Annotated in this window: 15 protein-coding genes; 12 read left to right on the top strand and 3 right to left on the bottom strand. The window is 59.3% G+C overall.

What is annotated here, in order from left to right:
• Positions 1–28 precede the first annotated feature (28 nt).
• From AC07S6_RS11895 to AC07S6_RS11905, 3 genes are read left to right on the top strand one after another with little or no spacing between them, the layout of a single operon-like run.
• Complete coding sequence (locus tag AC07S6_RS11895) at positions 29–907, top strand: heme/hemin ABC transporter substrate-binding protein (protein WP_054917953.1); 879 nt, start codon at positions 29–31, stop codon at positions 905–907.
• Positions 904–1,941, top strand: a complete 1,038-nt coding sequence (locus tag AC07S6_RS11900) for a FecCD family ABC transporter permease (RefSeq protein WP_034127021.1) — start codon at positions 904–906, stop codon at positions 1,939–1,941. The genes AC07S6_RS11895 and AC07S6_RS11900 overlap by 4 nt, the downstream gene beginning before the upstream one ends.
• On the top strand, positions 1,941–2,708 hold the full coding sequence (locus AC07S6_RS11905) for a heme ABC transporter ATP-binding protein (protein ID WP_495112362.1): 768 nt from the start codon (positions 1,941–1,943) through the stop codon (positions 2,706–2,708). Before AC07S6_RS11900 ends, AC07S6_RS11905 begins: the two co-directional genes overlap by 1 nt.
• 243 nt (positions 2,709–2,951) lie before the next feature.
• On the opposite strand, the gene AC07S6_RS11910 is transcribed toward AC07S6_RS11905, so the two are convergent.
• The 3 genes from AC07S6_RS11910 to AC07S6_RS11920 all read right to left on the bottom strand — a co-directional run bounded on the left by AC07S6_RS11910 (position 2,952) and on the right by AC07S6_RS11920 (position 5,422).
• Entirely contained in the window at positions 2,952–3,224 is a 273-nt protein-coding gene (locus tag AC07S6_RS11910) for a TfoX/Sxy family protein (RefSeq protein WP_057975457.1), read from the bottom strand.
• A 204-nt stretch (positions 3,225–3,428) separates the two neighbouring features.
• Positions 3,429–3,773, bottom strand: coding sequence for a pentapeptide repeat-containing protein (locus tag AC07S6_RS11915; protein ID WP_495112363.1), 345 nt, complete (start codon positions 3,771–3,773; stop codon positions 3,429–3,431).
• A gap of 92 nt (positions 3,774–3,865) precedes the next feature.
• Positions 3,866–5,422 (bottom strand): bifunctional aminoglycoside phosphotransferase/ATP-binding protein, encoded by a 1,557-nt coding sequence (locus AC07S6_RS11920; RefSeq protein WP_495112364.1) that lies wholly within the window; start codon positions 5,420–5,422, stop codon positions 3,866–3,868.
• A 118-nt stretch (positions 5,423–5,540) separates the two neighbouring features.
• Between AC07S6_RS11920 and mrcB the strand changes: the two genes are divergently transcribed.
• The 9 genes from mrcB to msrQ all read left to right on the top strand — a co-directional run bounded on the left by mrcB (position 5,541) and on the right by msrQ (position 15,359).
• Positions 5,541–7,865 carry a penicillin-binding protein 1B gene (mrcB, locus tag AC07S6_RS11925; protein WP_495112365.1) on the top strand — a complete coding sequence of 775 codons (2,325 nt, stop codon included), beginning with the start codon at positions 5,541–5,543 and terminating at the stop codon, positions 7,863–7,865.
• Between the two features lie 16 nt (positions 7,866–7,881).
• Positions 7,882–8,616, top strand: coding sequence for a tetratricopeptide repeat protein (locus AC07S6_RS11930; RefSeq protein WP_054917942.1), 735 nt, complete (start codon positions 7,882–7,884; stop codon positions 8,614–8,616).
• Positions 8,616–8,945, top strand: a complete 330-nt coding sequence (locus tag AC07S6_RS11935; protein WP_014719929.1) for a YqcC family protein — start codon at positions 8,616–8,618, stop codon at positions 8,943–8,945. Before AC07S6_RS11930 ends, AC07S6_RS11935 begins: the two co-directional genes overlap by 1 nt.
• 432 nt (positions 8,946–9,377) lie before the next feature.
• The gene (locus AC07S6_RS11940) at positions 9,378–11,102 is read left to right on the top strand and encodes an acetolactate synthase 3 large subunit (RefSeq protein WP_014719928.1); all 1,725 of its coding nucleotides are present in this window, start codon (positions 9,378–9,380) and stop codon (positions 11,100–11,102) included.
• Between the two features lie 2 nt (positions 11,103–11,104).
• Positions 11,105–11,596 (top strand): acetolactate synthase small subunit, encoded by a 492-nt coding sequence (gene ilvN, locus AC07S6_RS11945; RefSeq protein WP_003176102.1) that lies wholly within the window; start codon positions 11,105–11,107, stop codon positions 11,594–11,596.
• 47 nt (positions 11,597–11,643) lie between these two features.
• Positions 11,644–12,660 (top strand): ketol-acid reductoisomerase, encoded by a 1,017-nt coding sequence (gene ilvC / locus AC07S6_RS11950; RefSeq protein WP_003194132.1) that lies wholly within the window; start codon positions 11,644–11,646, stop codon positions 12,658–12,660.
• Positions 12,661–12,804: 144 nt separating this feature from the next.
• Entirely contained in the window at positions 12,805–13,662 is an 858-nt protein-coding gene (pssA, locus tag AC07S6_RS11955; protein WP_014719927.1) for a CDP-diacylglycerol--serine O-phosphatidyltransferase, read from the top strand.
• 63 nt (positions 13,663–13,725) lie between these two features.
• A complete protein-coding gene (gene msrP, locus AC07S6_RS11960) occupies positions 13,726–14,739 on the top strand; it encodes a protein-methionine-sulfoxide reductase catalytic subunit MsrP (protein WP_495112366.1) in 1,014 nt (337 codons plus the stop codon).
• Positions 14,739–15,359 carry a protein-methionine-sulfoxide reductase heme-binding subunit MsrQ gene (gene msrQ / locus AC07S6_RS11965; RefSeq protein WP_020301783.1) on the top strand — a complete coding sequence of 207 codons (621 nt, stop codon included), beginning with the start codon at positions 14,739–14,741 and terminating at the stop codon, positions 15,357–15,359. Before msrP ends, msrQ begins: the two co-directional genes overlap by 1 nt.
• Positions 15,360–15,571: the final 212 nt, after the last annotated feature.

A 15,571-nucleotide genomic window follows, 5' to 3' on the forward strand; every position in this document is an offset into this window, starting at 1 on the left:
GGCCCTGCCCTAGGAAGGAAACCCTGTTATGCGCCTGAGTACCAGCGCTATTGCGCTTGTTGCCTCACTGCTGATCAACACTGGGGCGCACGCCTCTGAACTGCCGCAACGCTGGGTCAGTGCCGGCGGGGCGCTATCGGAATGGGTGGTGGCCATGGGCGGTGAAGCGAAGTTGGTCGGCGTGGATACCACCACTCAGCATCCCGCCTCGCTCAAGGCCTTGCCGAGCATTGGTTACCAGCGGCAATTGTCGGCCGAAGGCATTCTCAGCCTGCGCCCGCAAATCCTTGTGGGTACGGAGGAAATGGGGCCACCGCCGGTGCTGGCGCAGATTCGCAGTGCAGGGGTGCAGGTGGAGATGTTCTCGGCCCAGCCGGATTTGCCCACGCTCAAAGGCAACCTTGCACACTTGGGGAAACTGCTCGGCAGTGAGGCCCAGGCTAATGCCTTGTTTGCCGGGTATGAGCATGCGTTGGTACAGCAAAAAAATTGGGTGGCCAAGGCCCAGGCCACGCAAAAGGCTCCAGGCGTGCTGTTGCTGCTCGGCCATGCCGGTGGCAAGCCGCTGATCGCGGGCAAGGACACCGCCGCTGATTGGATGTTGCAGCAGGCTGGGGGGCGTAATCTCGCCACGCATGTGGGATACAAGCCGTTTTCCGTCGAATCGCTGGCAGGGTTGAGCCCTGAGGTGCTGGTATTTGCCGATCGCGCCTTGACCGGTGACGCGGCGCGCGCAGCTTTGTTCAAGGAAAATCCGATCCTTGCCTCTACGCCGGCAGCCAAGAGTGGCCGTGTCTTCGAACTGGATCCGACCTTGCTGGTAGGCGGCCTTGGGCCCCGATTGCCGCAAAGCCTGGAGAAACTGTCTGCCGGTTTTTATCCGTCCCAGCCTAAGCCTGCTCCATGACCACTCTGGTTAAGCCAAAAACGCTGTTTATCGGGCTGTCGCTGCTGTGTGTATTGGCGATCTGGCTCTCATTGGCACTGGGGCCGGTCAGCCTGCCGTTAGTGGACACCCTCAGGGCTGCGTTAAGGCTGATGGGCTTACCGATTGAGGCCCAGGGGTTGGAGCAGGCCGAGTTGATCCTGGGGCAGATTCGCCTGCCGCGAACCCTGTTGGGGATGGCGGTCGGCGGTGTGCTGGCGTTGTCGGGCGTGGCGATGCAGGGGTTGTTCCGCAACCCGCTGGCCGACCCTGGCTTGGTAGGGGTATCCAGCGGTGCCGCGCTGGGAGCGGCGGTGGCGATTGTCGGTGGCTCGCTATTTGGCGGGCTGCCGGATGCTTTCGGGCCGTACCTGTTGTCGCTGTGCGCCTTCCTCGGTGGCCTGGGCGTCACGGCACTGGTCTATCGCCTGGGGCGTCGCAATGGCCAGACCAATGTCGCGACGATGTTGCTTGCCGGTATCGCGCTGACGGCCCTGGCCAGTTCCACCGTAGGCCTGTTTACCTATCTGGCGGACGATGCCACCTTGCGCACCCTGACGTTCTGGAACCTGGGCAGCCTCAATGGCGCAAGTTATTCAAGGTTGTGGCCCTTGCTGCTGGTGAGTGCAGGGGTGGCGCTGTGGTTGCCGCGCCGGGCCAAGGCGCTGAACGCGTTGTTGCTGGGTGAGTCCGAGGCCAACCATCTGGGTATTGATGTCGAGGGGCTCAAGCGCGAGTTGGTGTTCTGCACGGCCCTGGGCGTTGGCGCCGCAGTAGCAGCGGCGGGCATGATTGGTTTTGTCGGGTTGGTGGTGCCACATCTGGTGCGGCTGCTGGCGGGCCCGGACCATCGGGTATTGTTGCCGGCTTCAGTGCTGGCGGGTGCGAGCCTGCTGTTGTTTGCTGATTTGGTGGCGCGTCTGGCGTTGGCGCCGGCGGAGCTGCCGATCGGTATTGTCACTGCGTTTATCGGTGCGCCGTTTTTCCTCTATTTATTATTACGAGGGCGCGCCTGATGTTGCGGGTAGAAGCGTTGCAGATCCGGCGCGGAGGTAAGACCGTGCTCGCCGGTATCACCTTGGACCTATTGCCGGGCGAAGTGCTGGGCGTGCTGGGCCCCAATGGCGCCGGTAAAAGTACCTTGCTTGGGGCGCTGTGCGGGGAGCTGCAGCCGGATCAGGGCAAGGTCTGGCTGGATCAACAGGTGCTCAAGCACATGACCGGCGCGCAACGTGCTCAGCGCCTGGCGGTGCTGCCACAATCCTCCACCCTGGACTTTGCCTTTCGTGTCGAAGAGGTGGTGGGCATGGGCCGCTTGCCTCATCAGACCGGGCGAGTGCGCGACGACGAAATCATCAACGCCGCGCTGCAGGCTGCTGATGTAGGCCACCTGAGTGGCCGCAGTTACCTGGCGTTGTCGGGTGGCGAGCGGCAGCGTGTGCACCTGGCACGGGTATTGGCGCAGTTATGGCCGGGTGAGGCAGGGCAGACGTTGCTGCTGGATGAGCCCACATCGATGCTCGACCCTCTGCACCAACACACCACCTTGCAAGCTATCCGGCATTTTGCCGACAGAGGCGCTGCGGTGCTGGTCATCCTGCATGACTTGAACCTGGCGGCGCGTTACTGCGACCGGATCCTGTTGCTGGAAAACGGCCGCCCCCACGCGCTGGATACGCCCTCTAAAATCCTGCAACCAGAGCCGCTCAAGGCTGTATTCGGTCTGGATGTATTGGTACAGCCGCATCCGGAGCGTGGGCATCCGTTGATCATTGCGCGCTGAGGCCGGTTAATTCGCGGGCAAAAAAAGACCCGGCAAGAGCCGGGTCAAATAACCGTGATTAGCCTGATGAGGAGATAATCTGAGAGTCCGAACCAATGGTCTTTCAGTTATCGGCTGATCTCGCGACCAGTTGTGATAATCATAACGATTCTCATTTGAGGGTCAACATTTGTTTTTCTGCTTCATCCATTTTTCTCAAACGCTCGTTTGTAATGCCCGTAAACACTGGGTTTGAGTGCCACTCTAGTTCTTCTGATGCACTGAGAGCGCTTCCAACTGACGGTTCAAGGCCTCCTTGCGCTCGGTAGGTATGTCGTTCCAGTGCACATCCATCAATGCCCCTTCAATGGCATACAGCAGAACCTTCGAAGCTCGAAACCCGCGCGTGCGCACGGCTCGGTACGCGTCGACCGCCCCCAGGCGACGCAAGTCGGACGCGCTGTGGATGCCCACCGCATGCAGCCACTGCGCTGACGTCTTGCCAAGGTTTTTCAGGTGTTGCAGCTCATCGTTCATCAAGCCTCCTTGCGTTGGCCGAATGGTGCGGTGGGTGTCGTGACCAGGCAGCCTGAAAATGAGTGTAGCGTTCAGTAGGAAAAGCGTGGTTCTTTGGTCAGAAAGGCCTGAAAAGATTATAAGGATGGCGCGACGGCGCTTACTCGCAGGCAGGCGCAAAGTGCCCGGCAGGCAGGGGATGTGGCAGGAACTCGGTGTGTGGGGTTACTTGGTGCGGTAGCGTAGGCGAGTACCGAAATTGACCGACATGAGTATTTCGTCAGCCGTGAGTTCGGGCGGGAAATAAGCCCCCGATATCTGCGCATGGGCCAGGCTGGCGCCTTCCAGTGAGCAGCCACGCAAGTCCAGGCCGCGCAGGTCGGCAGAGCGAAAATAGGCGTCGGTGAAGTCAATACCGGTGGCGTTCAGGTCGCGCAGGTCCAGCCCTCGAAAGTCGCCACCGCGCATGTCGATGGGGCCATTTTCAGGGCGCTCCTGGTTGAAGCCGCGGATGTCGTCCTTGTGCAGGAAGGCGTAGAGCGGGGTATCAAGAAGCTTTGGCTGATTCATGATCGCGACTCTGGTTGGCGTTATAGAGCCATTATAGTGCCACTATCGCTGGGTCGCGCGCCGAAGACGACGACGCGACCAAGAAATATTTCTTACAGGCCCGGCAGGTGTTGACGGATATGCCCGACCAACGCGTCGAGCGTCCCGCTTTCATTGGTCTCCACACGCTTGCTGAGCAGCAGCTCCTCGGCAGTCAGCGGGTCACGACTGGCTTGTTGTTCTTCGATAACGGCCAGTGTGGCGTCAGACGGATCGTTTTTATCCGCCTGGCGTTGTGCCAGCCAACTGGTGATAACGGCTTGCGGGGCGTTGCAGTCGAGGATCAGGAACGGCGCGCCAGTGGCTTCGGCAACCTGGGCGGCAGCCTCACGCTGTGCGCGTTTCAGGAAAGTGGCATCCAGCACCACCGGGTAACCGGCGCGCAGCACGGTGTCGGCAATCTCGTTCAGGCGTGCGTAGGTGGCAGCGCTGGCGTCCTGATTGTAGATACCGGCCTGCAGGGTGTTCTCTACCTGTTGTTCGCCAAACAGGCGCTTGCGCTCTACATCCGAACGCAGGCGTACCGCGCCCAGGGCTTCGACCAGGCGCATGGCCACGTGGCTCTTGCCCACGGCTGAAACGCCATGGGTGATTGCCAGGAAGCGCGAAGGGATAGTGCTGTAGCTTTCCGCCAGGTTGGCGTAGTTGCGGTACTGGCGCAGGGTGGTAGCGCGTTGCACCGGGTTGGCTTCGCTCGGCATGCTGAACAGCGCAACCTTGGCGCGTACCAATGCACGGTAGGCTTTATAGAAGTTCAGAAGCTCCAGGCCCTGGTAGTCGCCGGTCAGCTCCAAATACTGGCTTATGAAGCGCCGTGCCAGGCATTTCAGGCCACGATCTTCCAGGTCCATCGCCAAAAAAGCGGTGTCGGCGTACACGTCGGTAAAGCGGAAAGGCTCGTTGAACTCGATGCAGTCGAAGATCACCACGCGGCCATCGATCAGCGTGGCGTTGCCCAGGTGAATGTCGCCGTGGCATTCGCGGGTATAGCCATCGAGCTTGCGCTGCGCAAGCAAAGGCTTGAGGCGTTCGAAGCTGCTTTCAGCCCAGGCTTGCAGAGCCTCCAGCTGAGTCAGGTCGGCCTTGTCGCTGAGGAACGGGCGGATCTGGTCAAAGTTCTGGCGTACCGGAGCCATCACCTCTTCCGGCGTGCCGGCGGGGTGATCTTGCGGGACTTTGGGGGCGCTGAGGTGGAATTGCGCAATCTGCTTGGCCATCTCATCGATGTGCGCGCTGGTCAGTTCGCCGTTGGCTTGCAGGGTGCTGAGCATCTGGCTTTGCGGGAACTGGCGCATTTTCAGCGCGTACTCGATGGCTGGGCCGTCGCCACCCAGTTGCGGCGCCTCGGCAGCGCCGGTAATCGGCAACACTTCAAGATACAAATCTTCGGTCAGGCGCTGGTTGAGGCGCAGTTCCTCGCGGCAGAAATGCCCGCGGTCGTCCAGATTGGTGAAGTCCAGGAAGCCGAAGTTCATCGGTTTCTTCAGCTTATATGCATAGGGGCCCGTCAGTATCACCCAGGAAATATGGGTCTCGATGACTTGAAACGCGTCAACCGGATGAGGGTACAAGGCCGGGTTTTGCAGGGCAGCGATCAGGGTCTGGCTCACGGGCGATCCTTCAAAGTCGGGGGAAAATCATGGGGGGCATTATGGCTGCTGATGCCAGTCGTGCAAACCGCTGTCCGGCTCATGTTGATCATCAATAAAGTGCGTATAATCCGCCGCCATGACTCGAACCCGATCTCCCCGTTCCCGTAAAAAACCTCCTTCCCGCGGCCCGCGCCCTTGGCTGGGCTGGGTGATCAAGCTTGGCCTTGTGGGCCTTGTGGCGGTCGCCGGCCTTGCGGTGTACCTCGATGCCGTGGTGCAGGAAAAATTCTCCGGCAAGCGCTGGACGATTCCGGCCAAGGTGTATGCACGCCCGCTGGAGCTGTTCTCTGGTCAGAAGCTGAGCAAGGAAGACTTCCTTACCGAGCTCGATGCGCTGGGCTACCGCCGCGAACCCGTGAGCAATGGCCCTGGCGCTGCGGCGGTCAGCGGTAATACCGTCGACCTGAACACCCGTGGCTTCCAGTTCTACGAAGGCCTGGAAAAAGCCCAGCCGGTGCGCGTGCGTTTCTCTGGCGATTATGTGGCTGAGCTGTCCTCGCTCAATGGCTCCAAGCTGCCGGTGGTGCGTCTCGAACCGTTGCTGATCGGCGGTATTTACCCGAAGAACCTTGAAGATCGCATCCTGATCAAGCTCGATCAGGTACCGTCGTATCTGCTGGAAACCCTGGTCGCTGTCGAAGACCGCGATTTCTATAGCCACTGGGGTGTTTCTCCGAAGTCGATTGCCCGCGCTATCTGGGTCAACACTTCCGGCGGCAAGATGACTCAGGGCGGCAGTACGCTGACGCAGCAACTGGTCAAGAACTTCTACCTGACCAACGAGCGCAGCCTGACCCGTAAACTCACCGAAGCCATGATGGCGATGTTGCTGGAGCTGCATTACAGCAAGCAGGAAATCCTCGAGGCTTACCTCAACGAGGTATTCGTCGGTCAGGATGGCCAGCGCGCCGTGCACGGTTTCGGCCTGGCCAGCCAGTTCTTCTTCGGGCAGCCGCTGTCCGAATTGAAATTGCATCAGGTCGCGTTGCTGGTGGGGATGGTCAAGGGGCCGTCCTATTACAACCCGCGCCGCAACCCGGAGCGTGCGCTTGAACGTCGCAACCTGGTGCTCGATGTACTGGAGCAGCAGGGTGTGGCCACCGCTGAACAAGTGGCCGCTGCCAAGAAAATGCCACTGGGTGTGACAACCCGCGGCAAGCTGGCGGATAGCTCATTCCCTGGCTTTATCGACCTGGTCAAGCGCCAACTGCGCGAAGACTACCGCGACGAAGACTTGACCGAAGAGGGGCTGCGGATCTTCACCAGCTTCGACCCCATCCTGCAGATGAAGGCCGAAGCATCGGTCAACGACACCTTCAAGCGCCTGACTGGCCGTAAAGGCTCGGATGAAGTCGAAGCCGCCATGGTCGTGACCAACCCGGAAACCGGCGAGGTCCAGGCCATGATCGGCAGCCGCCAGGCCAGTTTTGCAGGCTTCAACCGCGCACTGGATGCCGTGCGGCCGATTGGCTCGCTGGTCAAGCCCGCGGTCTATCTCACGGCACTGGAAAAACCCAGCAAGTACACGCTGACCAGTTGGCTGTCCGATGACCCGCTGTCGATCAAAGGCGCGGATGGCCAGGTATGGACGCCCAAGAACTTCGACCGCCGCTCTCATGGCACGGTGTTCCTGTATCAAGGATTGGCGCATTCCTACAACATCTCGACCTCGCGCCTGGGGCTTGAAGTCGGTGTGCCGAATGTGCTGAAGACCCTGGCGCGACTGGGGATCGAACGTGAGTTTCCGGCGTTCCCGTCCATGCTTCTGGGCGCTGCGGCCATGACGCCGATGGAAGTGACCACCATGTACCAGACCCTGGCCAATGGTGGCTTCAATACGCCGATGCGCGGTATTCGCAGTGTGCTGACCGCCGATGGCGAACCGCTCAAGCGCTACCCGTTCCAGATTCAGCAGCGCTTCGACGCCGGCTCCATCTACCTGATCCAGAATGCCATGCAGCGCGTGATGCGCGAGGGTACGGGGCGTTCGGTCTACAGCGTGCTGCCGTCGAACCTGACCCTGGCGGGCAAGACCGGTACCAGTAACGACTCCCGCGACAGCTGGTTCGCAGGTTTCGGCCAGGATGTATTGGCCGTGGTATGGCTGGGGCGCGACGACAATGGCAAGACGCCGTTCACCGGTGCCACCGGCGCGCTGCAGGTATGGACCAGTTTCATGCGCAAGGCTGACCCGTTGCCGCTCAACATGCCGCAGCCGGACAATATCGTGCAGGCCTGGATTGATCCGCACACCGGCCAAGGCTCCGATGCCAACTGTCCGGGCGCGGTGCAGATGCCGTATATTCGCGGCAGCGAACCACCACCCGGCGCCGCGTGCAGTGGCAGTGCCCCTGCTGACGCGGATTCGGTGATGGATTGGGTCAAGGGCTGGATGAATTAAGCAAAGAGGGTTTCAAGTGAACAAGTTGTGGATTCCAGCAATTACGGCTCTGGCTTTGCTCGGCGGTTGCTCCAGCGTGCAGCGCGGCTCTATCCCTGTGGTGGACTCAAGCACGTCCGTCTCCAATAACGACCGCATTTCGGCCAATGGTGGCTTCCGTCAGACCGTGGTCAAACGGCCTGCCCAAGCTGCAACCCAGGCAATTCCCCAGGATTCCGGCGTCGTGGTGATGGTGCCCGGCAGTGGGGCTGCAACCTCGGCGCCTATCAGTGCCGAGCCATGGACCCCAGGCCCGAGCACTTCCGGGCCGGTGAACTCCACGCCGATTCAAACCGCGCCGGTCAACCAGGGCACCTACAACATGCCTTCGACGCCGAGCGGTATTCCGTCATCGTCCAGTGCGGGCGGGTTGTCGGCTGACGAACAACTCGATGGCCCGGTGCTGGCGTTGCTCACAACCGCACAGCAGCAGCAGGCGGGTGGCGATTTGAATGGCGCCTCGTCGAGCCTTGAACGTGCCCAGCGCGTGGCGCCGCGTGAGCCACAAGTGCTCTATCGCCTGGCCCAGGTGCGCATGGCCCAGGGCGATGCGCCCCAGGCGGAGCAATTCGCTCGCCGTGGCCTGAGCCTGGCCAATGGGCGCCCAGACCTGCAAGCCAGCCTGTGGGCCTTGATCGGGGATGCGCGTGCCGCCCAGGGCGATGCAGCGGGTGCTGCGCAGGCACGGCAAAAAGCCAAGGTCAGCCTCTGATGGATGCGCGTTTTCCCGCGATTGCCGAGCAGTTATTGCTGATCGAGCGCGAACTGCGCGTTCAGGGCTGGTGGGATGAAGTCTCCCCCAGTGCTGAAGCGCTCAGCAGTGTCGAGCCCTTTTCCGTCGATACCCTGGACTTCCACCAGTGGCTGCAGTGGATCTTCCTTGCGCGTATGAAGCAGATCCTGGAACAGGACCTGCCCTTGCCGAATGCGTCGGGGATCCTGGAAATGGCCGAGATGGTCTACGCCGACCGGCCGCGGGAGAGCCTCGGCTTGCGTAACGCGCTGAAAAAGTTCGATCAATTGATCGTCGACGCTCGTTAATTGCCTGACTGCCGGTTTTTCCGGCAGTCTTGCGCACATTTCTACCGCTTGACGACATTCAGGCGAGTTTTATCCCTCCTCAAAGCCCTTTCTTCTGCGTTCTCATGCGCTTAGTAGGAAAAAAGCGCAATTATTGCTTGACTTGAAGGGCGTGAAACAGAAGAATCCAAAGTCCGCTGTATCGGGACTGCCAGAAGCAGGCCCGCTCAGCAGATCATGAGGCGCACATCCGCGCCGACCTGTAACACCCGCAACGCGTTACCTCGCGCTGGGTGGGAAAAGCCCGCAACACTTGGGACGATCCCAATACTTGCTCAGTCAGTGCTGACGTAGTCGGCGACCACCGTCGCTCATGCTCTGTTGAGAAGTAAACCTATTAAGACCCGTCGGTTTTTTAACGGACGGTATTCTGGCGTTTTAGAGGTGAACAACGTGGAGCTTTTATCTGGCGGTGAGATGCTCGTCCGCTTTTTGCGTGACGAAGGCGTCGACTATATCTACGGGTACCCAGGTGGTGCTCTGCTGCATGTCTACGACGCACTGTTCAAGGAACCGGCTGTTACCCACATCCTGGTTCGCCACGAACAGGCCGCGACCCATATGGCTGACGGTTACGCCCGTGCCACCGGTAAAGCCGGCGTGGTACTGGTAACATCCGGCCCAGGCGCAACCAATGCCATTACCGGCATCGCGACTGCCTATATGGACTCCATCCCGATGGTGATCATCTCTGGCCAGGTGCCTAGCACCATGGTCGGCACCGACGCTTTCCAGGAAACCGACATGATCGGTATTTCCCGCCCGATCGTGAAACACAGCTTCATGATCAAGCACGCGTCGGAAATCCCGGAAGTCATGAAAAAGGCGTTCTACCTCGCACAGTCCGGTCGCCCGGGCCCTGTGGTGGTCGATATCCCGAAAGACATGACCAACCCGGCCGAAAAATTCGAGTACGTTTTTCCCAAGAAAGCCAAGCTGCGTTCCTACAGCCCAGCCGTGCGTGGGCACTCGGGGCAAATCCGCAAGGCGGCAGAAATGCTCCTGGCGGCCAAGCGTCCTGTGCTGTACTCCGGCGGTGGCGTGATTCTGGGCGGCGGTTCCGCGCCACTCACCGAACTGGCCAAGCTGCTCAACCTGCCGGTGACCAACACCCTGATGGGCCTCGGCGCATTCCCGGGTTCGGACCGTCAGTTTGTCGGCATGCTCGGCATGCACGGCAGCTACACCGCCAACCTCACCATGCACCACGCCGATGTGATCCTCGCCGTGGGCGCGCGGTTCGATGACCGAGTGATCAACGGCGCGAGCAAATTCTGCCCGAATGCCAAGATCATCCACATCGACATCGACCCGGCGTCCATCTCCAAGACCATCAAGGCCGATGTGCCAATCGTGGGGCCTGTAGAAAGTGTACTGACCGAAATGGTCGCTGCACTCAAGGACATCGGCGAAACGCCGAACAAGGAGTCCGTTGCCAGCTGGTGGAAGCAGATCGACGAATGGCGCGGTGATCGCGGCCTGTTCCCTTATGACAAGGGCGACGGCAGCATCATCAAGCCACAAACCGTGATCGAAACCCTGTGCGAAGTGACCAAGGGCGACGCCTTTGTGACCTCCGACGTGGGCCAGCACCAGATGTTCGCGGCGCAGTACTACAAGTTCGACAAGCCTAACCGCTGGATCAACTCCGGTGGCCTGGGCACGATGGGCTTTGGTTTCCCTGCGGCCATGGGGGTGAAACTGAGCTTCCCGGATGCCGACGTTGCCTGCGTCACCGGCGAAGGCAGCATCCAGATGAACATCCAGGAACTGTCGACGTGCCTGCAATACGGTCTTCCGGTGAAGATCGTCTGCTTGAACAACGGCGTGCTCGGCATGGTTCGTCAATGGCAGGACATGAGCTACGGTAGCCGTCACTCCCATTCCTACATGGAATCGTTGCCGGACTTCATCAAGTTGGTTGAAGCCTATGGCCACGTCGGCATTCGCATCACTGACTTGAAAGATCTGAAGCCGAAGATGGAAGAAGCGTTTGCCATGAAGGACCGTCTGGTGTTCATCGATATTCAGGTCGATACCAGCGAGCACGTCTATCCGATGCAAATCAAAGACGGCTCTATGCGCGACATGTGGCTGAACAAGACGGAGCGTACTTAATCATGCGGCATATTATCTCCCTGCTTCTGGAGAACGAACCCGGCGCCTTGTCCCGTGTTGTCGGCCTGTTTTCGCAACGCAACTACAACATTGAAAGCCTGACCGTGGCCCCGACTGAAGACCCGACCCTGTCGCGCCTGACGTTGACTACTGTGGGCCACGATGAGGTGATCGAGCAGATCACCAAGAACCTCAACAAGCTGATCGAAGTGGTCAAGCTGGTCGACCTGTCGGAAAGCGCCCACATCGAGCGCGAACTGATGCTGGTCAAGGTCAAGGCCACGGGTGCCCAACGTGCCGAGATCAAGCGCACTACCGATATTTATCGCGGGCAGATCGTCGATGTGAGCGCCAGCGTTTATACCGTTCAACTGACCGGTACAAGCGACAAGCTGGACAGCTTCATCCAGTCGATCGGGACGGCCTCGATTCTGGAAACCGTACGCAGTGGTGTCACCGGGATTGCCCGTGGCGACAAAGTACTCAGCATCTAACCCAAATTAGCGAATGGCCTCACGGCCTGGATATATAGAGGAACCTCATGAAAGTTTATTACGATAAAGATTGTGACCTGTCGATCATCCAGGGCAAGAAAGTCGCCATCATCGGCTACGGTTCCCAGGGCCACGCTCAAGCGTGCAACCTGAAAGACTCCGGCGTTGACGTCACCGTTGGCCTGCGCAAAGGTTCGGCCACCGTAGCCAAGGCTGAAGCCCATGGCCTGAAAGTGACCGACGTTGCTTCTGCTGTGGCGGCTGCCGACCTGGTCATGATTCTGACCCCGGACGAGTTCCAGTCCTCGCTGTACAAGAACGAAATCGAGCCGAACATCAAGAAGGGCGCTACCCTGGCCTTCTCCCACGGCTTCGCGATTCACTACAACCAGGTTGTACCGCGTGCTGACCTCGACGTGATCATGATCGCGCCGAAAGCACCGGGCCACACCGTGCGTTCCGAGTTCGTCAAAGGCGGCGGTATCCCTGACCTGATCGCGATCTACCAGGATGCGTCGGGCAATGCCAAGAACGTTGCACTGTCCTACGCTGCTGGCGTGGGTGGCGGTCGTACCGGCATCATCGAAACCACGTTCAAGGACGAGACCGAAACCGACCTGTTCGGTGAGCAAGCCGTTCTGTGCGGCGGCACCGTTGAGCTGGTAAAAGCTGGTTTCGAAACCCTGGTTGAAGCTGGCTACGCGCCGGAAATGGCCTACTTCGAATGCCTGCACGAACTCAAGCTGATCGTTGACCTCATGTACGAAGGCGGTATCGCCAACATGAACTACTCGATCTCCAACAACGCCGAGTACGGCGAGTACGTGACCGGCCCTGAAGTGATCAACGCCGAGTCCCGCCAGGCCATGCGCAACGCCCTGAAACGTATTCAGGACGGCGAATACGCCAAAATGTTCATCAGCGAAGGCGCTACCGGCTACCCTTCGATGACCGCCAAGCGTCGTAACAACGCCGCTCACGGTATCGAAGTCATCGGCGAGCAACTGCGCTCCATGATGCCGTGGATCGGTGCCAACAAGATCGTCGACAAAGCCAAGAACTAAGTCGTACGCATCAAGGGAAAACGCGGCTTAGGCCGCGTTTTTTCGTTTGAGGGGTTGGTTCTGGTATAAAGCTGCATCGTTTGCAGGCGAACACTCGCTGCAAGTATCTGTCGAATTTTTTCACACCGTTGCAAGGTAAAGTCCATGAGCGAACGTCCCGAAGAGCCAAACCAGGCTTCCGACGCCGAAAGCATGCTGCCGATCGATGAACATGTCGAAGAAGGGCATGACGCCGAAGGCCGCAAGGTCCGGCATCGTGGCATCTATCTGCTGCCCAACCTGTTCACCACGGCGAACCTGTTCGCCGGCTTCTACTCCATCATCAACTCCATGAGTGCCCAGAGCGCGCTGGCGGCGGGTGATGCGGCGAGTGCCAGCAAATACTTTGGCTTTGCTGCTATCGCAATCTTCGTGGCCATGGTGCTCGACGGTCTGGACGGGCGCGTGGCGCGCATGACCAATACCCAAAGTGCCTTCGGCGCCGAGTACGACTCGCTGTCGGACATGGTCGCCTTCGGTGTTGCCCCCGCATTGCTGGCATTTGCCTGGGCATTGGGTGACATGGGCAAGGTCGGCTGGATGGTTGCCTTCATCTATGTCGCGGGCGCCGCCTTGCGCCTGGCGCGCTTCAACACGCAGGTGGGGACTGCCGACAAGCGCTACTTCATCGGCCTTGCCAGCCCGGCAGCGGCGGGTGTTGTCGCGGGGATTGTCTGGGCGTTCAGTGACTACGGGATTCAGGGATCGAAGATGTCGTTCCTGGTTGCCCTGATGGTGGCAGCGGCCGGCATGCTGATGGTCAGCAACATCAAGTACAACAGCTTCAAGGAATTTGACCTCAAAGGGCGCGTGCCTTTCGTGGCCATCCTTGTGGTGGTGCTGGTGTTCGCGGTCGTGTTCAGTGATCCACCGCGTATCCTGCTGCTGGCGTTCCTGGCCTACGCGGCTTCTGGCCCGATTCAGTACTTGTTGCGTCTGCGTCGGGACAAAACATTGTCTTAATGTAATTTCCCCCATACTCCGCAGTCTATTGGTGCATCAGTTCTCCAACGCTGCGGAGTTACCATGTTAATCAAATTGCCCAAAGCGTCCGATTGCCACGAATCGGATGTCACGCCTGAATCCTTCTATCTCTCTCGCCGCAGCCTGCTCGGTGGTGCGCTTGCCGGTATTGCCGCCAGCAGCTTGCCGCGTTGGGCCAGTGCGAGCGATGCTTCGCGGTATGCCGACGTCGAGCCGGGCAGGGCGCCTGACTGGTTTGCGGAAAAACTTCCGAATACGAAGTGGCAGGCCGTGACGGTCAAGGATGAGGCCATCACGCCATTCAAGGATGCAACTCACTACAACAACTTCTATGAGTTCGGGACAGGCAAGGGCGACCCGGCAACGAATGCGGGCTCGCTCAAGACGCAGCCCTGGAGTGTGGTGATTGATGGTGAAGTCACAAAACCTGGGCGCTATGCCCTGGAGGACTTCATGAAACCCTATGCGCTGGAAGAGCGCATCTACCGTCTGCGTTGCGTCGAGGCATGGTCCATGGTGATTCCGTGGATAGGCTTTCCCATCTCGGCGTTGCTCAAGCAGGTCGAGCCAACCTCCAAAGCCAAGTACATCCGTTTTGAAACCCTCCAGGATCCCAAGAGCATGCCTGGGCAACGCTCAAGTTTCGGCTTGATCGACTGGCCTTATGTGGAAGGGCTGCGCCTGGATGAGGCGATGAATCCGTTGGCGATCCTCGCTGTCGGCATGTACGGACGGGAGTTGCCTAACCAGAACGGCGCACCGTTGCGCTTGGTGGTGCCGTGGAAGTATGGCTTCAAGAGTGTGAAGTCCATCGTACGTATCAGTCTGGTCAGTGAGCAGCCGAAAACGACTTGGCAGAGTATTGCTGCCGATGAGTATGGGTTTTATGCGAATGTGAATCCTACGGTCGATCACCCGCGCTGGACCCAGGCGCGGGAGCGCCGTCTGCCGAGCGGCCTGTTCAGTCCGAATGTGCGCGAGACGCAGATGTTCAATGGCTATTCGGATGAGGTCGCTTCTTTATATACAGGCCTCGATCTGCGGAAGAACTACTGATGCGCTATCCCATCTGGCGCATCGGCGTGTTTGTAGCCGCAGCAGTGTGGCCATTGCTCTGGCTGTATGAAGCGTGGAGTTCTGCGCTGGGGCCTGATCCAGGCAAGGTGCTCGTTGATCGCCTGGGTTTGGGGACGCTCATTTTATTGCTGATCACGCTTGCTATGACGCCGCTGCAGAAATTGAGCGGTTGGGCGGGGTGGATAGCGGTGCGGCGACAGTTGGGGCTGTGGTGCTTTGCTTATGTTGTGCTGCACCTGGCGGCCTATTGTGTGTTTGTCTTGGGGCTGGATTGGTCGCAGCTCGGCGTAGAGTTGAGCAAGCGGCCCTACATCATTGTGGGGGCGCTGGGGTTTGTTGCTCTCCTTATCTTGGCCGTCACGTCGAACCGCTATAGCCAGCGTCGGTTGGGGAGTCGATGGAAGAAGCTGCATCGTCTGGTCTATGTGATTCTTGGGCTCGGTTTGCTGCACATGCTATGGATAGTGCGGGCGGACCTGAAGGAGTGGGCCATCTACGCGTCTATAGGTGCGCTACTTCTGTTGATGCGGGTGCCGCCGGTAATGCGTCGAATCCCCCGCCTTATTGCTAAAAAAGCGCCTTCTGCCACAAAAGCGTAATTAAGCCTTGACGGCAGATTCTGGACGCCTATAATTCGCCCCACTTCCGGCGCAGTCGAAACGTAAAACTCCTTGGTAAACAATGAGTTACGCAGTTCTCGACAGCAAGTTGCTTCAGTTCAGCGAAGCCAAAATGAAGTTGAAAAAGAGGTGTTGACAGCAGCGTGTAACGCTGTAGAATTCGCCTCCCGCTTACGAGAGATCGCAAGCGC

The organism is Pseudomonas sp. GW821-FHT07B01 (assembly GCF_059419065.1).